Here is a 23,698-nt window from a genome sequence, read left to right as displayed (position 1 = left end):
TCCCACCACGTGCCGTGACCCGCGGCGCAGGCCGGGCAGCTCCCGCCCGACACCGCCCCGGCGGCGCCGCCCAGTGTCCTAAGGCCCTATCCGGGCCACATGCTGCACCCTAGCTTGAGGGCATGACTGCCGGAGGCTCCGCGGGGTTGGACGGACCCGCCTCGGATGCAATGTTGAAGCTGGGCCGATTCTTCACGAAATGGGACCAGACCGACGACGGCAGGGCGGTATTCCGGGAGGGCGGACGCAAGGGCGACATCTTCTACCGGGACCGCTGGAGCCACGACAAGGTGGTCCGGTCCACCCACGGGGTGAACTGCACCGGCTCCTGCTCGTGGAAGGTGTACGTCAAGGACGGCATCATCACGTGGGAATCGCAGCAGACCGACTACCCCTCCGTGGGCCCGGACAGCCCGGAATATGAGCCGCGGGGCTGCCCGCGCGGGGCCGCCTTCTCCTGGTACACCTACTCGCCCACGCGCGTGCGGTTCCCCTATGCCCGGGGTGTCCTCGTGGAGATGTACCGCGGGGCCAAGGCCCGGCTGGGGGACCCGGTGCTGGCCTTTGCCGACGTCGTGGGTGACCCCGAACGGCGCCGCCGCTACCAGCAGGCCCGGGGCAAGGGCGGCCTGGTCCGCGTCTCCTGGCAGGAAGCGATCGAAATCGCCGCCGCCGCGCACGTGAACACCATCAAGACCTACGGCCCGGACCGCTGTGCCGGTTTCTCGCCCATCCCGGCGATGTCCATGGTCTCGCACGCCGTCGGCACCCGCTTCATCCAGCTGATCGGCGGGGTGATGACGTCCTTCTACGACTGGTACGCGGACCTCCCCGTGGCCAGCCCCCAGGTATTCGGGGACCAGACCGACGTCCCGGAATCCGGTGACTGGTGGGACGCGAGGTACCTCATGATGTGGGGCTCCAACGTCCCCGTGACCCGCACCCCCGACGCGCACTGGATGGCCGAGGTCCGGTACCGCGGCACCAAAGTGGTGACGGTCAGCCCGGACTATGCGGACAACACCAAGTTCGCCGACGAATGGCTCCCCGCCCAGGCCGGAACGGACGCGGCGCTGGCCATGGCGATGGGGCACGTCATGCTCAAGGAATTCTTCGTCGAGCGCGACGTGCCGTTCTTCTCCGACTACGTCCGCCAGTACACCGACCTGCCGTTCCTGGTCCGGCTCGAACGGCGCGACGACGGCTCCCTCACCCCGTCAAAGTTCCTCACCGCCCGGGACCTCCCGGCCGAAGCCGGGGCTGAGGATGCGGCATTCCGCACCGTGCTGTTCGACAAGAAGACCGGACGCCCGGCGGTCCCCAACGGATCCATGGGGTTCCGCTACTGCGGCAGCGGCGAGGGCAAATGGAACCTGGACCTCGAAGGGATCGAACCGGCGCTGTCGCTCCTCGAAGTCTCCGGGGCGAGCGCCGAGATCCTGCTGCCGTGCTTCGAGGAGGCGGACGGCACCGGCAGCGTGCTGCGGCGCGGTGTGCCCGTCCTAGAGGTGGAGGGCCAGCTGGTCACCACCGTGTTCGACCTCATGCTGGCCCAGTACGGGGTGGGCCGCGACGGGCTCCCGGGGGCGTGGGGCGCCGGCTATGAGGACGCCGCGACGCCGTACACCCCGGCCTGGCAGGAGGAAATCACCTCCGTCCCGGCGCAGGCGTGCATCCGTGTGGCGCGGGAGTTCGCACGGAATGCCGAGCAGTCCAAGGGCCGGTCCATGATCATCATGGGCGCCGGAATCTGCCAGTGGTTCCACGGCGACGACACCTACCGGGCGGTCCTGGCCCTCGTGATGCTGACCGGTTGCATGGGCCGCAACGGAGGCGGCTGGGCGCACTACGTCGGCCAGGAAAAGACGCGCCCCGCCACCGGCTGGGTATCCCTCGCGAATGCGCTGGACTGGTCCCGGCCGCCGCGGACCATGATCGGCACCGGCTACTGGTACATGCACACGGACCAATGGCGGCAGGACGGCTACTCCGCGGACGCGCTGAAATCCCCACTCTCGACCGGAAATCTGGACGGCATGCACACCGCGGACGCCCTGGCCCAGTCCGCCCGGCTCGGCTGGATGCCGTTCTACCCGCAGTTCGACCGGAACCCGCTGGACCTCGCGGACGAGGCGGAGGCCGCCGTCGCCGCCGGCACCGCGAAAGACACCCCCGGCTACATCGCCGACGCCCTGAAAAACCGCACCCTCAACCCGGCGATCGAGGACGTCGACGCCCCGGAAAACTGGCCTCGGACCCTCGTTCTGTGGCGCTCCAACCTGTTCGGCTCCTCGGCCAAGGGCAACGAATACTTCCTGCGGAACCTGCTGGGCACCCACAACAACGTCCTGGGCAAGGACCACGCCGAGGGGCTCAAACCCAAGGACGTGAAATGGCACCAGCAGGCGCCGGAAGGAAAACTGGACCTCCTGGTCTCGGCGGACTTCCGGATGACCTCCACCACGCTGCTATCCGACGTCGTGTTCCCGGCCGCCACCTGGTACGAGAAACACGATCTGTCCTCCACCGACATGCACCCCTTCGTGCACGCCTTCACCCCCGCGATCGACCCGCCGTGGGAGACCAAAACGGACTTCGACACCTTCCACCTGCTGGCCCGGGAGTTCTCCCGGCAGGCCAAAACCCACCTGGGCGTCCGCCGGGACCTGGTGAGCGTGCCGCTGCAGCACGACACCCCCGGCCAGCTCGCCCAGCCCGGCGGCATCGTGCGGGACTGGCGGGACACGTCCATCCCCGCGGTCCCGGGGCAGAACATGCCCGTTTTTTCCGTGGTGGAGCGGGACTACACCGCCATCGCGGACAAGCTCGCCGCCGTCGGGCCGCTGGCCGACAGGCTCGGTTTCACCGTCAAGAACGTCACCTACAACCTCCAGGGTCCGCTCGAGCGGCTCAGCCGCTCCAACGGGGTGATGCTCGGCGGCGCCGCGGACGGCCGTCCCGCGATCGATACCGACGCGAAAATGGCCGAGGCCATCCTGGCGTTCTCCGGCACCACCAACGGCGCCCTGTCCGTGCAGGGTTTCAAGGACCTGGAAATCCGGACCGGACGGAAGCTGGCGGATCTGTCCGAGGGCTCCGAGGAAAAATTCATCACCTTCGCGCAGACCCAGGCCGGCCCGGTTCCGGTGATCACCTCGCCGGAATGGTCCGGCTCCGAGACCGGCGGCCGGCGCTACGCACCCTTCACCATCAACGTGGAGCGGCTCAAGCCGTGGCACACCCTGACCGGGCGGATGCATTTCTTCCTCGACCACGACTGGATGATCGATATCGGCGAGTCCCTGCCGATCTACCGGCCGCCGCTGGACATGCACCGGCTCTTCGGCGAGCCCAAACTCGGCCGGGACGGGAAACTGGAGGTGGTGGTCCGCTACCTGACCCCGCACTCCAAATGGTCCATCCACTCCGAATACCAGGACAACCTGCTGATGCTCTCGCTCTCCCGAGGCGGACCGACCGTCTGGATGAGCCCGGCCGACGCGGCCGCCATCGAGGTCAAGGACAACGACTGGGTGGAGTGCCTGAACATCAACGGCGTCCTGGTGGCCCGGGCCGTCGTCAGCCACCGGATGCCGGCCGGCGTGGTCTATGTGCACCACGCGCAGGAACGCACCATCGACGTGCCCAAGTCCGAGGCCACCGGCCGCCGCGGCGGCATTCACAACTCGGTGACCCGGCTGCTGGTCAAGCCCTCGCACCTGATCGGCGGCTACGCCCAGCTGGCCTACGCGTTCAACTACCTGGGCCCCACCGGAAACCAGCGCGACATGGTGGCCACCGTCCGCCGTCGTTCCCAGGAGGTGCAGTACTGATGCGAGTCATGGCTCAAATGGGCATGGTCATGAACCTGGACAAATGCATCGGCTGCCACACCTGTTCCGTGACCTGCAAGCAGGCGTGGACCAACCGTGCGGGCACCGAATACGTCTGGTTCAACAACGTGGAAACCCGGCCCGGCCAGGGGTATCCGCGCCGCTACGAGGACCAGGAGAAGTGGCGCGGCGGCTGGGTGCTGAACAAGCACGGCAAGCTGGTCCTCAAAGCCGGCGGCCGGGTCAAGAAGCTCTTCGGGATCTTCGCCAGCCCGGTCCAGCCCGAGCTCAAGGACTACTACGAACCGTGGACCTACGACTACAAGACCCTTGTGGACGCGCCCCTGGGCGACGACTTCCCCGTGGCCCGGCCCAAGTCCCTGATCACCGGGGAGGACACCAAGATCACCTGGTCCGCGAACTGGGACGATGACCTGGGCGGTTCCACGGAGAACGGCCACCTCGACCCGATCGTGGAGAAAGTCCGCCGGGAATCCGAAGACAAGATCAAGTTCGCCTACGAACAGACCTTCATGTTCTACCTGCCGCGGATCTGCGAGCACTGCCTGAACCCGTCCTGCATGGCCTCCTGCCCCTCCGGCGCGATCTACAAGCGCGTGGAGGACGGGATTGTCCTGGTGGACCAGGACAAATGCCGCGGCTGGCGCCAATGCGTCACGGGCTGCCCCTATAAGAAGATCTATTTCAACCACAAGACCGGCAAGGCCGAGAAGTGCACCTTCTGCTACCCGCGGGTGGAGGTGGGGTTGCCGACGGTCTGCTCGGAGACGTGCGTAGGCCGGTTGCGGTATCTGGGGCTGTTCTTGTACGACGCCGACGCGGTCACCGCGGCGGCCTCGGTGACCGACCCCCGGGAACTGTACGACGCCCAGATGGACGTGCTGCTGGACCCGGATGACCCCGCCGTGCAGGCCGAGGCGCGGGCCCAGGGCATCCCGGAGGACTGGATTGACGCCGCCCGGCGTTCGCCGGTCTACGCCCTGGCCAAGGTCTACAAGGTTGCCCTGCCGCTGCACCCCGAGTACCGCACCATGCCGATGGTCTGGTACGTGCCGCCGCTGTCCCCTGTCGTGGACCTGCTGCGGGACCAGGGCCACGACGGCGAGGACGCCGGCAACCTCTTCGGCGCCATCGACGCTCTGCGTATCCCGGTGGAATACCTCGCGGCGCTGTTCACCGCCGGGGACTCGGACCGGGTCACCGCGGTGCTGAAAAAGCTTGCGGCGATGCGCTCCTTCATGCGCGGCATCAGCCTCGGCAACGACCCCGACGACTCCATCCCCGAAGCCGTGGGGATGGACAGCCAGACCATGTACGAGATGTACCGGCTGATGGCCATCGCCAAATATGAGGAGCGCTACGTCATCCCGAAGGCCCACGTCGAGCAGGCGCACGACCTCGAGGAGATGGGCTGCTCGCTCGATTTCGAGGGCGGCCCCGGCATGCAGGATTCTTCCCCGTTCGGCGAGGCCAGCGGCAGGCCCGTCCCGGTGGCGGTGGAAACCTTCAACGCCCTCCGCGACCGGCAGACCTCCGGCTCCGCGCCCGGCGAAACCACCCTGCGCGGCAGGGTGAACCTGCTCAACTGGGACGGCACCGGAGCACCCTCCGGGCTCTTCCCGGAAAAAGCGCTCTTCCCGGCAAAACCGCCCCCGGGGACACCTGCCGGCTCCGGAGACTCTGCCCCGGCCGGAGACCAGCCATGACGCGCCGCCAGCAGATCGTCTACCTCGCGGCCGCCTGGTGCCTGTCCTACCCGGACGAGGAACTGATCGGCAGGGTGCCGCTGATGCGGGCGGCGCTGGCCGAGTTTCCCGGCGCCACGGCTGACTTCGTCGAGGTCCTGGACCGGCTGGAGGCTACGCCGCCGATCCAGAGCCAGGCCCACTACGTGCGCGACTTCGACCTCGGCAAGCGCCACGCCCTGCACCTGTCCTACTGGACGGACGGGGACACGCGGCGCCGCGGCGAGGTGCTGGGCAACTTCAAGAAGAGCTACCGGCAAAGTGACGTCCTGGTGGACACCCACGGGGAACTGCCCGACTACCTGCCGATGGTCCTCGAATACGCCGCCCTGGTGGACCTCGGGGCCGGACGCGAATTGCTGACCCGCTTCCGGGCAAGCCTGGAGATGCTCCGGTTCGGGCTGATCCGGGACGAGCTTCCGCACGCCCGGATCCTGCAGGCCGTCTGCGCCACGCTGCCCGGGAAATCGCCCGCGGATGAGCAGGCCGTGATGCGGATGGCCGGCTACGGGCCGCCGACCGAAGCGGTGGGCCTGGACCCATACGATCCGCGCCTGCTGCCCGTGAAGGGGGCCTGAGATGGACATCCCCGCACGGGACAACACTGCACTGGACAACACTGCACTGGACATCGTGCTCTGGGGCGTACTGCCCTACGTCATGGTCGTGGTGCTGGTGGGCGGCCTTATCTGGCGCTACAAGTACGACCAGTTCGGCTGGACCACGCGGTCCTCCCAGCTCTACGAGTCCAGGCTGCTGCGGATCGCCTCTCCGCTGTTCCACTTTGGCCTGCTGGCTGTGATCGCGGGTCACTTCTTCGGCCTGGTCATTCCGATGGCGTGGACCCAGGCGGCCGGGATGAGCCAGGAGTTCTACCACTTCAACGCCCTGCTGGTCGGCGGGATCGCCGGAGTGGGAACCCTGGGCGGGATCCTCCTGCTGATCTACCGCCGACGGACCACCGGGCCCGTCTTCATGGCCACCACCAACAACGACAAAACCATGTATCTGGTGCTCACCGCGGCCATCGTGTTCGGGCTGTGGACCACCCTGGCCAGTGTCTTCGAGGGCGAGCACGGGCACAACTACCGCGAGACCGTGGCTCCATGGTTCCGCTCCCTGTTCGTCTTCCAGCCCGACGTCGGGGCCATGGCCGCCGCGCCCTTTTCCTTCCACCTGCACACCCTGGTGGGCATGGCGCTGTTCGTGATCTGGCCGTTCACCCGCCTAGTCCACGCTTTCACGGCGCCGTTCCACTACCTCTTCCGCCCCTACATCGTCTACCGCTCGCGGGACCGGGACACCGGAGGGGCCGGAGCCAAAGGGACAGCCGGCACCGCCGGCGCCCGCAGCTCCACCGTCGCCACGCGGCGGGGCTGGTCCGCCGTCGGAACCCGGGACCGGGACACCAGGAACCGGTGAACCGGCGCGCGGCCGCCCATTCGAACCGCGTCGCTGACCTGCATTGCCCACTTGTGTTGCTGATCTGAAAAGGAGGCCACCGTGGCCGGAGCAGTGTCCCCGTCCCTCGCCGCCCCAGCGGGCCGCGCGCTCAATCTGGCGCTGGCCACCTCGACGTCGGTGGTGTGCTTCTGGGCCTGGAACTCCATCGCCACGCTGAGCGCGTTCTACACCCAGCACCTGCACCTCACCCCGGCCGCCACCGGGGTGCTCGTGGCCATGCCCGTCTTCGTCGGCTCGCTCGGGCGGATCGTCGTCGGTCCCCTGACGTACAAGTACGGCGGGCGCGCCATGTTCACCTTTGTCCTGCTGGCCTCCATCGTCCCGATCCTGCTCGTGGCCGTCGGCGGCAGCCTCGACTCCTTCGCGCTGGTGCTGGGTGCCGGGGTACTGCTGGGGGTCGCCGGAACCGTCTTCGCCGTCGGGATCCCCTTCGTCAGCGCCTGGTACGAGCCCGCCCGGCGGGGTTTCGCCACCGGCGTCTTCGGCGCGGGCATGGGCGGAACGGCCCTGGCGGCCTTCCTGAACCCGCGGCTGGTCGCCGGCATCGGCTACTTTCCCACCCACCTGCTGATCGCCGCGATCCTCGCGGTCATGGCCGTCATCGTCTGGTTCCGGCTGAAGGAGGCCCCGGGCTGGACCCGCAGCAACGCACCGGTGGTGCCTAAGCTGCTCGACGCCGCGAAGACCCTGGTCACCTGGAAGTTGTGCTTCCTCTACGCCGTCCTGTTCGGGGGTTTCGTTTCCTTCGCCACGTATCTGCCCACGTACCTGCGGGATGTCTACGCCTTCGATCCCAGCGCCGCCGGCGCCCGCACCGCGGGGTTTGCGCTCGCCGCCGTGCTGGCGAGGCCCGTGGGCGGAGTGCTGGCCGACAAGGTCGGCCCCAAGCCTGTGGTCATCGTCGCGCTCGCCGGCGTCGCCGTGCTTGCCTGGGTGGTGAACCTGCAGCCCGACGGCGACGTCCCCGCAGGCCTGACGTTTGTCGCCATGGCTGCGGCGCTGGGCCTGGGCACGGGCGGGGTGTTCGCCTGGGTGGGCGTGCTCGCGCCGCAGGGCAAAGTCGGCAGCATCAGCGGTGTGGTCAGCGCGGCCGGCGGCCTGGGCGGCTACTTCCCGCCGCTGATCATGGGTGCCACGTACGACGCCGCAACGCACAGCTATTCGATCGGTCTGCTGCTGCTCGTGGCCACAGCGCTCGCGGCGCTGGTCTTCACGATCTTCGCCATGCAGGGCCGGACCAAGACGAAGGTCGCGCCTGCCTAGCCTGAACCGCGGGCCGGGGCATCCCCGCCTGAACCGACGCCTCGGGGGGTGCCAGCAGAGGGGCTTGCTAGCCGAACAGCAGGGTCGCCACGGTGAAGATGGCCAGCCCGGCCAGGGCACCCACCACCGTGCCGTTGATGCGGATGAACTGCAGGTCCTTGCCCACCTGCAGCTCGATCTTCTGGGAGGTTTCCTCGGCGTCCCAGCGGGCCACGGTGTCCGTGATGACTCCGGCGATGTCCGAGCGGTAGGTCTTCACCAGGTAGGCCGCGGCGTCGCCGATCCAGGCGTTCACCTTCCCTGCGAGCTCGGGATCGACCACCAGGCGGGTGCCGAAGTCATGGACGGCCGCCTTGAATTTGATGGTCAGTTCGCTGTGCGGATCATCGACGGCGGTGAGCAGCGCCGTCTTGATGGTGTCCCAGGTGCGGGAGGCGAGCTCCCGGACCTCGGGGTCGCCGAGCACCTGGGCCTTGATGCCCTCGGCCCGGGCGATCATGACGGGATCGTGCTGCAGGTCCTGCGCGAGTTCCTTGAGGTATTTGTCGATCGACAGGCGCACCTGGTGCTGCGGATCGGACTGCACGGCGCGGGTGAACTTGAGGATCTCCACGTACACTTTGTCGCCCACTAGCCCGTCCACGAAGGACGGCACCCAGGTCGGGGAACGGTCGGTGACCAGCCTGTTGACCGTCTCCTGGTTGTCCCGTACCCAGTCCACGGCGCGGTCCACGAGCAGGTCCACCAGCGCGTGGTGGTGCCCGTCGTCGAAGACCCGCTCAGCGAGCCGGCCCACCGGCGGCCCCCACGGCGGGGTGAGCAGGTGCTTGCGGACCATGGCCTCGATCACGGCCTGGACGTCGTCGTCGTTGAGGACCTTGAACGCGCCGCGGATCACGGCGGCACCCTCCTTGGCGACCCGGTCCGGGCCGCCCGGGCTGGACAGCCAGGCGCCGGCCTTGCGGGCAATGTCCGCGGACGCCAGCTTCTCCTGGACCACCTGCTCGGAGAGGAAATTGGTCTCCACGAATTCGCCCAGCGAGGCGCCGATCTGGTCCTTGCGGCGCGGGATAATCGCGGTATGCGGGATCTTGATTCCCATGGGGTATTTGAACAGGGCCGTGACGGCGAACCAGTCGGCCAAGGCTCCCACCATGCCGCCCTCGGCCGCGGCGCGGACGTATTCGAGCCATGGATAGTACTTCTGCAGGGCGAACGCAATGACGAAGATCACGGCCATGACGATCAGGAGCGAGAGGGCCAGGAGCTTCATCCGGCGCAGCGCCGCGGCCTTGTCGGCGTCACTGGACGCAGCGGGACGCCGTCCGGCGGGACCGTCCGGCTGCACGCCGCCCGGAAGTCCCGCGGCACCGGTCAGGGAAGTTGGCTCAGTATTCACCTGCATGAGCCCAGCCTAGCCCCGCCGGGGAGCCGGCCGTCCGCTAACGTGGCACCATGACGACTGACGTGTCCGCCTCCGCCCGTCCTCTGGTCTACGCCCACCGGGGCTCCAGCGAAGCTTTCGCCGAGCACACCCGGGCCGCGTACCTGCAGGCAATCGCCGACGGCGCCGACGGCGTGGAGTGCGACGTGCACCTGACCCGGGACCAGCACGCCGTGCTGCTGCACGATGCCACCCTGGACCGTACCTCGGACGGCACCGGGCAGGTCGCGGACCGGACTCTGGAAGAGCTCCGGCTCCTGGACTTCTCCTCCTGGAAGGGGGCGCGGATCCCGGAAGCCTATGGTGCCAGGTCCGAGCAGTTTCTGACCCTGCCGGACCTGCTTGAAATCCTGCGCGCTGCGGGCCGCGGGATCGGCCTGGCGATTGAGTTCAAGCACCCGAGCCCGTACCATCTCGGACTCGAGGACCGGGTCCTGGAACTCCTGAGGGACGAGGGCTGGGATCCGGAAACGTCGATGCTGGACAACATCAGAATTTCCTTCATGAGCTTCAGCCCCGACGCCGTCAAGCACCTGCTCGAGTCGGCGCCGGCGGAGGCCGTGTGCCAGCTTGTGGACGATGTCAACGTGGCGGACATCCGTGAGGAACTGGGCCTGGGCGCACTGACCGGCGGCGCTCTGGCCAATGTCATGAAGGCCGCACAAGCCGAAGCCGAACGGATCCTGGACGCGGCCGAGACAGGCATTGCCGGCCCTGGCATCGGGTACGTCCGTGCGCACCCCGGGACCGTGCAGCGTTGGCTCGGCTCGGGACGAAAGTTCCGGGTGTGGACCGTCGACTCCGAGGACGAGGTCAAGCTGTGCAGGGAACTCGGGATCCACGAGATCACCACGAACTGTCCGGCCCGGGTCCTGTCCCAACTCATGGCGGTCAGCCAGCCACTCCGGTAAGCGCCCGGGGTGTCGCGGATCCCCGGCGGATTACGGCCGGCGTGGCCGCTGTGGTTGAGTGGTTGCATGCCATTTCGCTGGTCCGGCCGGGCCTCCCAGACGCTGTCCGCGGCGGCGATGAGCGCGCTGCTGCTCGCCAGTGCCGCCAAGCATTTCCGTGAACCCGAGTTCTTCCACCCGGTGGTCCCGGATATCCTGTGCCGTGACGATTCCGGCGGCCAACCGAACGGCCCGCTGGCAGTACTTTCACGTGAGGAATGGGTGGCCGCGAGCGGCCTGCTGGAAGCGGCTGCCGCCGTCGGGCTCCTGATCCCCGCCACGCGGCCGGCCGCCGCCGTCGGCGTGACGGCGATGTTCACCGCGTTCCTGGCCGGCCACGTTGACGCCCTGCGGAAGGCCTATGGCCCGGACGGCACGCCGGGCCGGCGCCGGCTGCACACCGTGCGCCTCCCGCTTCAAGCGCCCCTCATCGCATGGGCCTGGACCCTGACGCGGCGGGACCGGCGGCGGTGAAAATCCTGCAGTCGCCGGCAGTGCGGATCGGCCTGTCGATCAGCATTGCCACCGGCCTCTACGGCGTCTCCTTCGGCGCGCTCTCCGTCACTTCCGGCCTTGATTTCTGGCAGACCATGGCATTGAGCCTGCTGCTGTTCAGCGGCGGCTCGCAGTTCGCCTTCATCGGCGTCGTAGCCGGCGGCGGGTCCGGCGTCGCCGCCATGAGCGCCGCGACGCTGCTGGGCATGCGCAACGGAATCTACGGGATGCAGATCAACGCCCTGCTGCAGCCGCGCGGGTGGCGCAGGTTCGCCGCGGCCCAACTGACCATCGACGAGTCGACCGCCACCAGCACGGGACAAACGGACCCGGCTGAGCAGAAGCGCGGATTCTGGACCGCCGGGATCGGCGTGTTCGTGCTCTGGAACCTGTTCACGGCCCTCGGCGCGCTGGCCGGCGGTGCGCTCGGGGACCCCAAACAATGGGGACTCGACGGCGCAGCCGTGGCAGCCTTCCTGGGACTGCTTTGGCCGCGGCTCAAAGGCAGGGAACCGGTGGCCATCGCCGTGGTCTGCGCGCTGGCCACCGTGCTTGCCGTGCCTTTCGTGCCCCCGGGCGTGCCGATCCTCGTCGCCGCCGTCGTGGCGGCCGGGATCGGCTGGTTCAGCCATGGCCGCAGCGACGAAGGCCTCGAGCCCGACGTCGACCCCTACGCCGAACACCACGCGCACCACCACCGTGGCCACCCCGGAGAGCACTCCGGCGGCCGCCCTGAAGACCGCCCCGGAGACCGCCCTGGAGAGAACGCATGAACCTCTGGATGTGGCTGATCCTCTCCTGCCTGCTGGCGTATGCCTGGAAACTGCTCGGCTACCTGGTGCCGGCTAGCCTGCTCCGCAATCCGCGGATGTCCAGGATTGCCGGGACCATGACGATCGGGCTGCTGGCATCCCTGACGGTGGTCAACGCCGTCGCCTCCGGCCAGTCACTTGCCCTGGACGCCCGGCTGGGCGCACTGGCCGCGGCGGCCGTTGCGTTGTGGTTCCGGGCGCCGTTCCTGGTGGTGGTGATCGCCGGTGCCGCCGCGGCCGCCGGCCTGCGGCTGCTGGGCTGGGACTGACCCGTCCGGCGGGCCCCCCGGGGACGCTTGGCTGTGCCAAGGACCGGCCGGCGTCTGCCCGGGCCCACCCGTTGACGCGAATTGGCCTACGTGACGCGGGGCGGGGCGGGAATGGTCTTTAGTCCCTACTTGCTGCCGGTATCGCGTGGGACCATTCGAACATGAGTGAACATGACGACCCGGAGGCTGCGGAGCCACGCAAAGATCAGCACTCCAAGCAGCACGAGCCGTTTGTTTCCGCAGGGGCTGAATCCACCAGGGAACTGCGAGAGATGGCGCGACGTCGCCGGGAAGCCGAAGAGAAGCTGCAGCACCACCTTCTCGAGGCCAAAGAAAAACCGGTCGAGGAATAGTGCCGGGCGCCCGGCTGTCCGAGCACCTCCAGGATCTGGTGCTTGAAAATGCCAGCATCGACGAGTTCCTGCAGGAATTGTCCGGCGCAATAGCCGAGTTCGGTGAATCCGTGGCAGGCTGCCGGATGGTCAGTTCGGTCCGCCTTGTCCGCGACCGGCAGCCGGCCGTCCTGGCCGGCAGCGATCCCGCGGCGCTGGCACTGGAGCAGCTCCAGGACCGGGCGGCGGGCCCGGCCCTGGATGTCTTGGAGACCGGCCGGCCAGCCCTGCTGGCAGGTGGCACCACGGAGCCGAGGCTGGACCGTTACCGGCGGACCGCGGCCCGGTGGGGGATCCGTAGCGTCCTCAGCGTGCCGGTGGCCCTGGACCAGGGCGGCGCGGCCGCCCTGACGTATCTGGCCGCCGAGCCGGACGCCTTCGACGACGGGGCCGCCGCCAGTTGCGACGCGTTTGCCGCCACCGCCGGGAAGTCCATGCGCCTGGCCGTGCGCCTGGGAACCGTCCAGGACATGAACGCCGATCTGCTCCAGGCCATGAAGTCGCGCACCACCATCAACCTTGCGTCCGGCATCCTCATGGCCCAGAGCCGGTGCTCGCAGGCCGAGGCCTTCACGCTGCTCAGCAAGGTCTCGAACAACCGCAACGTCAAGCTCCGGCTCGTGGCTGAAGAGATCCTGCGCCGGTTTGAGTCCGGACCCTACTCCACCGACTTCGGCACCCGGGCCTGAAGACGGCAGCACCAAACAGCGGGTGCGAGCCGCCGGCGGGTCAGCCGACGTCGTCGACTTTCACGATGATCTTCCCCCGGGTATGGCCCTCCATGTTGAGCCGGAACGCCTCCGCGGCCTGATCCAGCGGGAAGGTCCGGGCCACCTCGACCTTGAGCCGGCGCTCGTCCACCAGCCGCGCCAGGCGCTCCAGGTCGGCACCGACGGGATTCACCCACATCCACGTGCCACCGTGCTGCTCCACCGCGCTGTCCGCGATGGAGGCATGCCGTCCGCCCTCGGCGAGGACCGCCAGGGTGGTGTCAAGGTTGTCGCCCACGAAGTCGGCAACGACGTCGGCGCCGCCGGGCGCCAGCGCCCGGACACGGTCCGCCAGGCCCTCTCCATAGGTGACCGGTTCCGCGCCAAGGGCGCGCAGGAAGTCATGGTTCTTTTCGGAGGCGGTCGCAATCACGCGGGCGCCGAGCGCCGCCGCGATCTGGATTCCCAGCGAGCCCACCCCGCCGGCACCGCCGTGGATCAGGACAGTGTCTGCGGCCTTGACGCCAAGCCGGGTCAGGACCTGGTAGGCCGTCAGTCCGGCGAGCGGAAGCCCTGCCGACTCGTCCCAGTCCAGGGATTCCGGTTTCCGGGCCAGGAGCCGCTCCGGTAACGCAATGTACTCGGCGAAACTGCCGCCGTGGACGAAGTCCTTGCGCCCGTAGGAGATGACTTCATCGCCGGGCCGGAACTCCGGGGCGTCGATGCCCACGGACTCCACGACCCCCGCCACGTCCCAGCCTGGAATGGCCGGGAACTGAAGGTCCATCATCGAGTCGAGGTAGCCCGCCATGATCTTCCAGTCGACGGGGTTCACGGAGGCCGCCTTGACCTTTACCAGGACCATTCCGGGCCCCACTTTCGGCAGGGGCTGTTCCGTCAGTTCAAGGACGTCAGGGTTTCCGTACTGGCTGTATGTCATCGCTTTCATGATGTACGACAACCACCTCCCGCGCGATGGTATTCCGGCGGTCAGGCGGCCGTCCCGAGCCCGGCGAGCCGCAGCATGACGGCCAGGCCTTCCGGGGTGCCGGGCCAGTGGCGCCGGACGGCGCCGGCACCGGCCCGGGCCACCACCGAGCGCAGCACGAGTGCCACGATCACGACGTCGTCCGCGTATCCGATCACGGGTATGAAATCCGGAACGAGATCGATGGGGGAGGCAAGGTAGACGAGCAGGAGAGCCAGCCGAACCCGGACGCCCACCGCCACCGAGCGGTCGGCCAGCAGACGTCGGATGAGCCGCAGCAGGTCCGGCAGCAGCCGCAGGGCGTCCTTCATGGTGACGGTCTCGGGGTGCCGGCGGGCATAGGCCCACAGCAGCAGCAATAGGATCCCGTAGACCACCAGCACGCCGCCGATGACCCCGGCGAGGGTTTCCCATCCCATAGGCAACAGCTTACCTACCTGGCCAGGGACGCTTCTCTAGCCAAGAACGGCGTCGAACGCGGTGCCCGGCAGCGGAGCCTGGGGCGGGAGCGCCCGGTCCGGCCGCTCCGTCCGGATGGCGTCCTCGACCAGCGCCACGGGGCGCCGCCACGCGTCGGATCCGGGCTCCATCGTGTCCACGACGCCGATCAACATGGCCAGCAGCCGGATCATGTCCGTCATGGAAATATCGCTGCGCAGGGTGCCCTGGCCCTGCCCTCGGCCCAGGAGCACGGCGATGGATTCGATCAGGCCCCCGGTGATCCCGGTCAGCAGCCCGCGCCGGCCTGCGACGGCGCCCAGGAGGTTGGCTTCCTCGCTGGCAACGCGCATGGTGGCATCGATGACCCGGAAAAGTCCGGCGGCGGCGTCCGGATCGGCCAGGGCCTGGTCGATGGCCGGATCGACCTGGAGCCGGAGCTGCCGGTTCAGGGCCGCGAGTACCAGTTCTTCCTTATCCGCAAAGTTCCGGAAGAGGGTGGCCGGCCCCACCCCGGCGGTGACGGCGATGGTCTGCAGCGGCACTTCGGGCCCGTGCTCGCGGAAGCACTGCCGGGCCGCCGAGATGATTTTGTCCACGTTGCGCGCGGCGTCGGCGCGAAGCGGCCTGCGGTCTACTGCCCGGTTCATTTGCCTAGGGTAGCAATGCGCGCGGCGAGCGAAGCGGTTACCGCCGGGTAGTGCGTTATGTGACGAGTTCGGCCCCAAATCCGCGCGCCCCGGTGGCGGAAGCGCGTGAAAGACTGGTCCGGGCAGCCCGAAAATTCCCCCGGCTGTCCGGACCGAGTGAAGGGACCCATCACATGCTCGTCGCATTCTCCGTAGCACCCTCCGGCGACCCCGCCAGCGGCCAGGCGCCCGGTGACGCCTCGGTCCACGACGCCGTCGCTGCCGCCGTGCGGATCGTCCGGGAGTCCGGGCTCCCCAACCGGACGAGTTCCATGTTCACCGAGATCGAGGGCGAGTGGGACGAGGTCATGGACGTCGTCAAACGTGCCACCGACGCCGTGGGCGCTTACGGCTCCCGCGTTTCGCTGGTCCTCAAAGCGGACATCCGGCCCGGGTACAGCGGCGAGCTGACCGGCAAGGTCGAGCGGCTGGAAAACGCCATCGGCGGGCAGGGTTCAGTAGGCCAGGAACTGTAGCGCCGGGGCGGGGCGGCTGGGACACTGGGGGCATGATCGAGCATCAGCCCACCCCCGGCTGGATTGCCGTCGAGAGCTTCCTCTCCGACGTCGTGGTCCGCCCGGACAGTGCGCTTCAGCGCGCCGTGACCAGCGCCCTTGAGGCAGGCATGCCGCCCATCGAAGTGGCACCCAACGCCGGCAAACTCCTGAAGCTGCTGGTCCAGCTCTCCGGCGCACGGCGCGTCCTGGAGATCGGCACGCTGGCCGGCTTCAGCACCATCTGGATGGCCCAAGCACTGCCAGAGGGCGGCCGCCTGGTGACCTGCGAGTACCTCCCCAAGCACGCCCGCATCGCGCGCGCCAACATCGACAATGCCGGCCTGGGCCACAAGGTGGACATCCGGATCGGCGCGGCGCTGGACACCCTGCACGCGCTGGAAAGCGAGGCCGGGCCACCCTTCGACTTCGTGTTCATCGACGCCGACAAGGAAAACAACCCCCAATACCTGGACTGGGCCATCCGGCTCGGGAGGCCCGGCACCACCATCGTGATGGACAACGTCGTGTGGGAAGGCGCCGTGCTGGACGCGTCCATGGACACGGTGAACGCCCCGGGAATCATCAGTGCGCTACAGATGCTCGGCGACGACCCCCGGCTGGACGGGACCGTCATGCAGACCGTCGGTTCGAAGGGCTGGGACGGGTTCGCCCTCGCGATCGTCCGCTAGGTACGGCCGGCCGCGCGAGATGCTGCCGTGCCAGAGGCAGCCGTGGCGTGGCCGGGGCGCCCAGCCCCAAGTGCTAAGTATGCTTAGATTACTTGGCGGCGGCCCGGCGCGCACCCGCTGACGCGAAGGACTGGAACTACGCAGCCCGGACGTTCACCTCCCACAATCGCACAGCCCGAAGGAAACAGGCAGCCGAAATGAACGGGACCCCGACCTCCCACCAACCCCTCCCTGCCAGGACCAGTCCTGTCATGATCAGCCCGGCGACCACCGGCCCTGCCCGGACCCGCCCTGCCACGTTCAGCCCGGTCAGGATCAGTTCCGCTGGCCCGGACCTGAACGCGATCGGCCCTTTGCTGACCGGTGCGCAGGCCGCCGTCGGCGATGTCCCGGCCCTGCTGGACCTAGCTAAAGCAGCAGCGGAGACGGCGCCAAAGCCAGGGGAGGGCCGGACCGCGTTCCTGTGGGAGATTCTGGCCTCCGTGACCGCCGTCGACGTCGCCGCAGGCCGGGTCCTGGAACCGCACCTGGACGCCGCCGCGATTCTCGGGCAGGCAGCGGACGTGGCCGCGGGGGAGGGCCGGGACTGCCCGGACTTTAACGGGATCGGCTTTGAGGGCGCCTGGGGCGTGTTCGCGGCCGAGGCCCCGGGACTCCGGCTGGAGGCAACCGAGGCCGACGGATGCTTCCGGCTCCACGGCTCCAAGCCCTGGTGCTCGCTGGCCGCACAACTCGACCACGCGGTGCTGACGGCTCACGTCAAGGGCGGCGGCCGTGCCGCGTTTGCTGTCGACCTCCACGCCGAGGGTGTGGGCTTCGCCGATCCTGAGTGGACCAGCCGGGGCCTGCGGGAAATCCCCAGCGGCACGGTGCACTTCGATGGTGTCCCGGCCGTGCCGCTGGGAGGAACCGGCTGGTACTACCAGCGCCCCGGCTTCGCCTGGGGCGGTATAGGCGTGGCCGCCTGCTGGCTGGGTGGCGCCGTCGCGGTGGCCCGCAGCTTCACCGCATCCCTGCGGAAGGCTGCCGACGGCGGACGGGAACCGGACCAGATTGCCCTCGCGCACCTTGGCGAGATTGACCGGACCCTGGGCGCCCTGACCGGGTACCTCGCGCAGACCGCCGCCCGGATCGACGCGGGGGAACTCTCTGACGCCGGCGCATGGCGCGAGGCCCTGCGGGTGCGGGGAACCGCGGCCGCCGCCGTCGAACGCATCCAGACGCTCGTGAGCCAGAATCTGGGGCCGGCCCCGCTCGCCTTCGATGAGAGCTACGGAAAACGGATGGCGGATCTGGCCCTGTACATCCGCCAGCACCATGCCATGCGCGACGACGCGCAGCTGGGTGCCCTCTCACTGAACGGAAACGACCCATGGTGAGCTTCACCCATGACGGCCCCGGGACCAGCGAGGCAGTATGGGCCACCAGCGGTGCGGCGGCGCTGCCGGCGCTGCCACTGGATCATGAGGAGCTTGCCAGCCGGGCGTTTATTGTCCTGGCCGCCCATCCCGACGACGAAACGCTCGGAGCCGGCGGGCTGCTGGCCCGGCTGCGCGCCGTCGGCGCCACCGTCCGGGTGCTGTTGTGCACGGCAGGGGAGGCCTCGCACCCCGGTTCGCCGACGACGACTCCGGAGCAGCTGGCAGCGGTCCGGCTGCAGGAGTTCGGTGGCGCCATGACACAGCTGCTTGGCGACCGGGAATGGCAGTGCCTGGGCCTGCCCGACGGGAAACTCGCCGACCACCGGGAGCAGATCCGCGCCGCAGTCCGCGAGGCAGTCAGCGAGGTGTCAACCGCGTCCGGGGCCGTCGCCGGCAACGTGGTTCTTGTAGCGCCCTTCCGCTCGGACGGCCACACCGACCACGACGTCCTCGGATCCGTAGCCGCCGACTTCAGCGCCGCGGAAGGCTGCGCCCTGCTCGAATACCCCATTTGGTACTGGTTGTGGGCCGCACCAGACGCTCCCGTCTCCACCGGCGACCCGGCTGATCCTGCATCCGCCGCGGGCCCCGCCGGTGCGGCATGGCGCGGCTGGTTCCGGCTGCCGCTGACCCCGGCCGAGCAACGGGCCAAGGCCGCCGCCATGGCGGCGCACAAATCCCAGGTCCAGCCGCTTTCCGGGCTGCCGGGCGATGAGGTGCTCCTGCCGGCGGCTTTCCTGGCGCACTTTGAGCGGCCCTGGGAGACGTTCGCCTGGCACCCGGCGAGTGCCCCGTCCGAAAATGTCCCGGCCAAAGTTGTCCCGTCCAGGGATGCCCCGTCCGACGGCGGGTCCCCGCACCCCTACGCCGCGCGCGACGCAGAGCGACTCTTCGATGCTGTCCACGCCCGGGAGGAGGATCCCTGGCAGTACACCTCGAGCTGGTACGAGCACCGCAAGCGTGCCCTGACGCTTGCCGCGCTGCCCGCGAGCAGCTACGCGGCCGGGTTGGAGATCGGCTGCTCAATTGGAACGCTGAGCGCGGAGCTCGCGCCGCGGTGCGGAAGTTTCCTGGCCGTTGACGCCAGCAGCACCGCCCTGGACCACGCCGCCCGGCGGCTCGCCCACCTGCCCGCGGCACAGACGCGCCACCTGACGGTCCCTGACGAGTGGCCCGACGGATCGTTTGACCTGATCGTGGTCTCAGAGGTGGGGTACTACCTCTCGCCGGCAGAGCTCGGCGCGCTGCTCGACCGGATCCAGGACGCGCTCCGGCCCGGTGGGACCCTGGTGCTGTGCCACTGGCGGCACCCCGTTTCCGGCTGGGAACTGGACGGCGACTCAGTCCACGCCGCGGCCCGGCGTCAGCTGGGCTGGGCCGGCGGCGGGATCTACCGGGAACGCGACTTTGTCCTCGAGGTGCTTCTTGCGCCGGACACCGTGCCGGGCCGCGGCGCCCGCGAACGGGGGCGGTGAGCGGGATGGCAGCACTGGCGTTGCCGCTGGCGCGCGGGCACGGCATCGAACGGGTTGCCGTCGTCATGCCCGCGCACAACGAGGAAGAGCATCTGGAGGACGCGCTGCGGGCCCTGCAACGGTCCGCGGACGCCCTGCACAGGGTCCGGCCCGACGTCGACGTCCGATTCACGGTGGTGCTGGACAGCTGCACGGACGGCTCCGCCGCCACCGTGGCCGGTTTTGTTGGCGCAGACCGGCGCATCGGTGCCTTGGAGGTCAGCTACCGCAGCGCCGGTGCCAGCCGGGCCGCAGGCGTCCGGGCGTCGGGCATCGGAGTGCCCCGGCGACGGCCGCCGGGGCGGCGCTGGACGCCGCCGGCTTGGGCCGGCCGGACCTGGCTGGCTAACACCGACGCCGATTCCAGGGTGCCGGAGAACTGGCTGGCCCGCCAGTTGGAGTTGGCCGAGGCAGGTGCCGATGCCGTACTGGGGTCCGTGGAGCCGGACCCGGCCGGAATGGACCCTGAGTTGCTCCGGCGGTGGCGGGAACGCCACCCGTTCCACGAGGACCATCCCCACATTTATGGTGCGAATTTCGGCGTCCGGGCGTCCGCCTATCTGGCCGCCGGAGGGTTCGCGCGGATCACGTCCGAAGAGGACCGGGCCCTCGTCCACGGCCTTCGCAGCCGCGCTTTCACGGTCACGGCGACGGACAGCAACCGGGTGGTGACCTCCGGCCGGACCCACGCACGGGCACCGCACGGCTTTGGCACCTACCTGCGGAGTCTGGACCGGGAACCGCCGCCACCAGCCGGCTGACGAGTCACCGACCCCGGGACTCATTGACGCCGGGACTCATTGACGCCGTGACCGGGCCCCTCCACACTGATAACGTGACGGACGCTGCGAAAGAACCCAGCATCGACCAGGTTGTTGACCGCCTGGTGACCCGCTTTCCGCACGTTCCGCGGTTGCACATCGTCTGGATTGTCGGCGAGGAATTCGAGGCCCTGGACGGAGGCCGGATCAGGACGTTCATCCCCACCCTGGTTGAACGGGGTGCCCGCGTGCGGATCCAGAGAGAATTCGGAATGAGCGCCGCCGGCGACTAACGCGGCTGTCCCGGGCCCTGGCAGCCTCGAGTTCGCCGGATGCCCGTCACATCGCCGCAAAGTTCCGGCGAGCCCGCACCATTGCGGCGATTTCGACGGCGGCGGCCCGGTGGGACCCGCCCGCGCCGCGGACAGCGGACCTTTGGCCCTTACCGGCCCGGGCAAGCGGCACGATGCTCGATCCATGAGGTACCTGATCAGGGTCGGCGGCCGGCGGTGTCCGTGAGGGGCGGAGCGCGGGCGTGAACCCCGGTGCGGGGCAGGACTCGTTGTCGGCCGTGGCCGGCCTCAGCGCGGACGAGGCCGCCCGGCGGCTGCAGCAATTCGGCGCCAACAAACTGCCCGAGCCCCGCTCGGTCCCCGGCTGGCGGAGGCTTCTGGCCGAGCTGACCCACTTCTTCGCGATCATGCTCTGGGTGGCGGCCGTCTTCGCATTCATTGCCGGCATGCCGCAACTGGGGATCGCCATCATCGTGGTGATCGTGGTCAACGGGGTGTTCGCCTACATCCAGCAGGAGCGGGCCCAGCACGCCGCCGCCAAGCTCCGCGAACTGCTCCCCGCCATGGTGTCCGTGCGCCGGGACCGCCGCGTCATCAAGGTCCACGCCACCGAACTGGTTCCCGACGACGTCGTGGTGCTGGTGGCCGGCGACCGCGTCCCCGCGGACCTCCGGCTGGCCCTTGCCACCAGCTGCGAGGTGGACGAATCGATGCTGACGGGCGAAAGCGAGGCCGTGGTCAAGTCCCCGGGCGACACCGCTTTTGGCGGCACGTTCCTGGTCAACGGGCAGGCCGAAGGCGTGGTCCTGGTGACGGGAGGCCAGACCAGGCTCGCGGAAATCGCGGCCCTGACGGGCAACGTCGAAGCCCCGACCAGCCCGCTGGCGCTGGAACTGCAAAGAATTGTCCGCATTACCGCCTCCATGGCCCTGGGCATCGGTGCCTTGTTCTTCGTCATCTCGCTCCTTGTCGGCATTTCCTGGCGCGATGCCTTCCTGTTCGCCATTGGGGTGGCCGTCGCGCTCGTTCCCGAAGGACTGCTTCCCACGGTCACGCTCTCCCTGGCTGTCGGCGCGCAGCGCATGGCCAGGCGCAACGCCCTGGTGCGCAACCTGCAGGCGGTGGAGACCCTCGGCTCCACCACGTTTATCTGTACCGACAAGACGGGCACCCTGACACAGAACAGGATGAACGTCGTCGAGGTCTGGACCCCGTCCGGGCTGCTGACCATCGACGGCCAGGGCTACGGACCCGAAGCCGATATCACCGGCACCGGCGCGGAGGACGCCCGTCAGCTCAGCATCGCGGCGCGCGCCGCCTCGGTGGGGCGGGCCGTCCTCCACGAGGACCGGTGGATAGCGGAGGGAGACCCGATGGAGGCCGCGATCGACGCGCTCGCCGCCCGCCTCACGGCCGTCCCCGCCGAAGGGCCCGCTGACCGGGGCGAACACCGGGAGCAGCCGACGCCGTCGCACCGGTTCGCGTTCGACCCCCGCCGGCTGCGGGAATCGGCAATCGTCGGCACCACCCTCTACGTGAAGGGCGCCCCGGAATCGGTGATCCCGCTGTGCACGGGAGACGGCACATGGGCCCCATCCGGAGCGGGGGCTTCGGGCGGGCGCCGGGCGCTGGGTATGGTCGACGAGATGGCCGCGCGCGGCCTGCGGGTGCTCGCCGTCGCCCAGCGCAGCCTGCCCGGGCCGCCCGGCGCCACGTTCCGGCTCGAAGACGCGGAGGCCGGACTGACGCTGATGGGCCTGATCGGCCTGCACGATCCTCCCCGGACCGAGGTGAAGGTGGCCCTCCAGGCCGCCCGCGACGCCGGCATCAAAGTGGCCATGGTGACCGGCGACCACGCCTTCACCGCCGCCGCCATCGCCCGGGAGACCGGGCTGCTCGGCGTCACGGAAACTGTGCTGCAGGGACCGGACCTGCCTGAGGACGACGCCGTCCTGGCGGCCCTGCTGGACCGTGACGGAGTGGTGGTCAGCCGGGTGACGCCGGAACAGAAACTCCGGGTGGCCCGCCTCCTGCAAGGCCGTGGGCACGTCCTGGCCATGACCGGCGACGGCGTCAACGACGGCCCGGCGCTGCAGCAGGCGGACATCGGAGTCGCCATGGGCCTGAGCGGCACCGACGTCGCCCGTGAGGCCGCCGACCTTGTGCTGCTCGATGACGACTTCGCCACCATCATTGCCGCGGTGGAACAGGGCCGGGCCACCTACGCGAACATCCGGCGCTTCCTGACCTACCACCTGACGGACAATGTCGCCGAGCTCACCCCCTTCATCATCTGGGCCTTGTCCGGCGGCCACTTCCCGCTGGCGCTGGGCGTGCTGCAGATCCTTGCCCTGGACATCGGCACCGACCTGCTGCCCGCCCTGGCCCTGGGCAGCGAGGCGCCCAGCAAGGGAACGCTGAAGCGGCCGCCCGAGCGCCGGCACCTGATGGACCGGGCCCTCATGTTCCGGGTGTTCGGGCTGCTGGGACCGGTGGAGGCCGTGATGGAGATGACCGCGTACACGGTGGTTTTGCTCGGCGCGGGGTGGCGGCCCGGCACGGAACTGCCGCCAATGGACGTGCTCATGGCGGCCTCCGGTGCGGCCTTCACAACGGTCGTGCTGGCCCAGTTGGCGAACGCCTTCGCCTGCCGCAGCGCCACCGTCCCGCCCTGGCGGCTGGGCTGGTTCACCAACAGGCTGTTGCTGTGGGCCGTGCTGGCCGAGTTGGGTCTGCTGTGCGTGTTCCTGTTCCTGGGCCCGGTGGCGGCGCTGCTGGGCCACGCGCCGCCGACGCCTGGAGGGCTGGCGGTGGCTCTGGCAGCTGTCCCCGCCGTCCTGATCGCCGACTGGCTGTACAAGATCGTCCGCCACCGCCGGGGCGGTCCACCCGCCGCCGGCCCCGGCACGGCCAGCCCCGGAACGGCTGGGGGCGGCACGCGGGTCCAAAGCCCCTGACCCCGGGAAGCAGGTCCCGCGCAGGATGGGTTCATCGACAACGCACAGGAGTG

22 protein-coding genes are annotated in these 23,698 nt (G+C 69.2%); 18 read left to right on the top strand and 4 right to left on the bottom strand.

Annotation, left to right across the window (positions count from 1 at the left end; translation table 11 throughout):
* Nucleotides 1-122: 122 nt before the first annotated feature.
* From AC1DBQ_RS02240 to AC1DBQ_RS02220, 5 genes are all read left to right on the top strand, one after another.
* Nucleotides 123-3,833 (top strand): nitrate reductase subunit alpha, encoded by a 3,711-nt coding sequence (locus AC1DBQ_RS02240; protein WP_476926942.1) that lies wholly within the window; start codon nt 123-125, stop codon nt 3,831-3,833.
* Nucleotides 3,833-5,560, top strand: a complete 1,728-nt coding sequence (gene narH, locus AC1DBQ_RS02235) for a nitrate reductase subunit beta (RefSeq protein ID WP_476926941.1) — start codon at nt 3,833-3,835, stop codon at nt 5,558-5,560. The genes AC1DBQ_RS02240 and narH overlap by 1 nt, the downstream gene beginning before the upstream one ends.
* The gene (gene narJ, locus AC1DBQ_RS02230) at nt 5,557-6,177 is read left to right on the top strand and encodes a nitrate reductase molybdenum cofactor assembly chaperone (RefSeq protein ID WP_476926940.1); all 621 of its coding nucleotides are present in this window, start codon (nt 5,557-5,559) and stop codon (nt 6,175-6,177) included. Before narH ends, narJ begins: the two co-directional genes overlap by 4 nt.
* Before the next feature lies 1 nt (nt 6,178).
* The gene (narI, locus tag AC1DBQ_RS02225) at nt 6,179-7,021 is read left to right on the top strand and encodes a respiratory nitrate reductase subunit gamma (protein WP_476926939.1); all 843 of its coding nucleotides are present in this window, start codon (nt 6,179-6,181) and stop codon (nt 7,019-7,021) included.
* A gap of 81 nt (nt 7,022-7,102) precedes the next feature.
* The gene (locus AC1DBQ_RS02220) at nt 7,103-8,326 is read left to right on the top strand and encodes an MFS transporter (RefSeq protein WP_476926938.1); all 1,224 of its coding nucleotides are present in this window, start codon (nt 7,103-7,105) and stop codon (nt 8,324-8,326) included.
* 67 nt (nt 8,327-8,393) lie between these two features.
* Here the strand turns inward: AC1DBQ_RS02220 and AC1DBQ_RS02215 are convergent, their stop codons facing one another.
* Entirely contained in the window at nt 8,394-9,731 is a 1,338-nt protein-coding gene (locus AC1DBQ_RS02215) for a DUF445 domain-containing protein (protein WP_476926937.1), read from the bottom strand.
* A 50-nt stretch (nt 9,732-9,781) separates the two neighbouring features.
* Between AC1DBQ_RS02215 and AC1DBQ_RS02210 the strand changes: the two genes are divergently transcribed.
* From AC1DBQ_RS02210 to AC1DBQ_RS02185, 6 genes are all read left to right on the top strand, one after another.
* Nucleotides 9,782-10,681, top strand: coding sequence for a glycerophosphodiester phosphodiesterase (locus tag AC1DBQ_RS02210; protein WP_476926936.1), 900 nt, complete (start codon nt 9,782-9,784; stop codon nt 10,679-10,681).
* Between the two features lie 66 nt (nt 10,682-10,747).
* Entirely contained in the window at nt 10,748-11,194 is a 447-nt protein-coding gene (locus tag AC1DBQ_RS02205; protein WP_476926935.1) for a DoxX family protein, read from the top strand.
* Complete coding sequence (locus AC1DBQ_RS02200) at nt 11,155-11,988, top strand: AzlC family ABC transporter permease (protein WP_476926934.1); 834 nt, start codon at nt 11,155-11,157, stop codon at nt 11,986-11,988. Before AC1DBQ_RS02205 ends, AC1DBQ_RS02200 begins: the two co-directional genes overlap by 40 nt.
* A complete protein-coding gene (locus tag AC1DBQ_RS02195; RefSeq protein ID WP_091250245.1) occupies nt 11,985-12,296 on the top strand; it encodes an AzlD domain-containing protein in 312 nt (103 codons plus the stop codon). Before AC1DBQ_RS02200 ends, AC1DBQ_RS02195 begins: the two co-directional genes overlap by 4 nt.
* Nucleotides 12,297-12,457: 161 nt before the next feature.
* The gene (locus AC1DBQ_RS02190) at nt 12,458-12,649 is read left to right on the top strand and encodes a hypothetical protein (RefSeq protein WP_091250248.1); all 192 of its coding nucleotides are present in this window, start codon (nt 12,458-12,460) and stop codon (nt 12,647-12,649) included.
* Between the two features lie 38 nt (nt 12,650-12,687).
* Nucleotides 12,688-13,377, top strand: a complete 690-nt coding sequence (locus tag AC1DBQ_RS02185) for a GAF and ANTAR domain-containing protein (RefSeq protein ID WP_476926933.1) — start codon at nt 12,688-12,690, stop codon at nt 13,375-13,377.
* Nucleotides 13,378-13,417: 40 nt separating this feature from the next.
* Here AC1DBQ_RS02185 and AC1DBQ_RS02180 read toward each other — a convergent pair whose 3' ends face one another.
* Genes AC1DBQ_RS02180 through AC1DBQ_RS02170 form a run of 3 tightly spaced genes read right to left on the bottom strand, consistent with a single transcriptional unit; the run spans nt 13,418 to nt 15,474 of the window.
* On the bottom strand, nt 13,418-14,347 hold the full coding sequence (locus AC1DBQ_RS02180; RefSeq protein WP_476926932.1) for an NADP-dependent oxidoreductase: 930 nt from the start codon (nt 14,345-14,347) through the stop codon (nt 13,418-13,420).
* A 41-nt stretch (nt 14,348-14,388) separates the two neighbouring features.
* Entirely contained in the window at nt 14,389-14,805 is a 417-nt protein-coding gene (locus tag AC1DBQ_RS02175) for a YkvA family protein (RefSeq protein WP_476926931.1), read from the bottom strand.
* Between the two features lie 36 nt (nt 14,806-14,841).
* On the bottom strand, nt 14,842-15,474 hold the full coding sequence (locus tag AC1DBQ_RS02170; RefSeq protein WP_476926930.1) for a TetR/AcrR family transcriptional regulator: 633 nt from the start codon (nt 15,472-15,474) through the stop codon (nt 14,842-14,844).
* Nucleotides 15,475-15,647: 173 nt separating this feature from the next.
* On the opposite strand from AC1DBQ_RS02170, the gene AC1DBQ_RS02165 reads away from it, so the two are divergent.
* The 7 genes from AC1DBQ_RS02165 (at nt 15,648) to AC1DBQ_RS02135 (ending at nt 23,645) form a co-directional block, all read left to right on the top strand.
* Complete coding sequence (locus AC1DBQ_RS02165; protein WP_476926929.1) at nt 15,648-15,989, top strand: thiamine-binding protein; 342 nt, start codon at nt 15,648-15,650, stop codon at nt 15,987-15,989.
* A gap of 32 nt (nt 15,990-16,021) precedes the next feature.
* Nucleotides 16,022-16,699, top strand: coding sequence for an O-methyltransferase (locus AC1DBQ_RS02160; RefSeq protein WP_476926928.1), 678 nt, complete (start codon nt 16,022-16,024; stop codon nt 16,697-16,699).
* 251 nt (nt 16,700-16,950) lie between these two features.
* Nucleotides 16,951-18,078: a hypothetical protein gene (locus AC1DBQ_RS02155; protein ID WP_476926927.1), complete on the top strand. Its 1,128-nt coding sequence runs from the start codon at nt 16,951-16,953 to the stop codon at nt 18,076-18,078.
* A complete protein-coding gene (locus AC1DBQ_RS02150; protein WP_476926926.1) occupies nt 18,072-19,595 on the top strand; it encodes a PIG-L family deacetylase in 1,524 nt (507 codons plus the stop codon). The genes AC1DBQ_RS02155 and AC1DBQ_RS02150 overlap by 7 nt, the downstream gene beginning before the upstream one ends.
* 5 nt (nt 19,596-19,600) lie before the next feature.
* The gene (locus tag AC1DBQ_RS02145) at nt 19,601-20,395 is read left to right on the top strand and encodes a glycosyltransferase family 2 protein (RefSeq protein ID WP_476926925.1); all 795 of its coding nucleotides are present in this window, start codon (nt 19,601-19,603) and stop codon (nt 20,393-20,395) included.
* 74 nt (nt 20,396-20,469) lie between these two features.
* A complete protein-coding gene (locus tag AC1DBQ_RS02140) occupies nt 20,470-20,688 on the top strand; it encodes a three-helix bundle dimerization domain-containing protein (protein ID WP_476926924.1) in 219 nt (72 codons plus the stop codon).
* Between the two features lie 242 nt (nt 20,689-20,930).
* Nucleotides 20,931-23,645 carry a cation-translocating P-type ATPase gene (locus AC1DBQ_RS02135; protein ID WP_476926923.1) on the top strand — a complete coding sequence of 905 codons (2,715 nt, stop codon included), beginning with the start codon at nt 20,931-20,933 and terminating at the stop codon, nt 23,643-23,645.
* Nucleotides 23,646-23,698 lie beyond the last annotated feature (53 nt).

The organism is Arthrobacter sp. 10T413_2, assembly GCF_056394205.1.
This window is presented reverse-complemented; position numbering and strand designations above follow the sequence as displayed.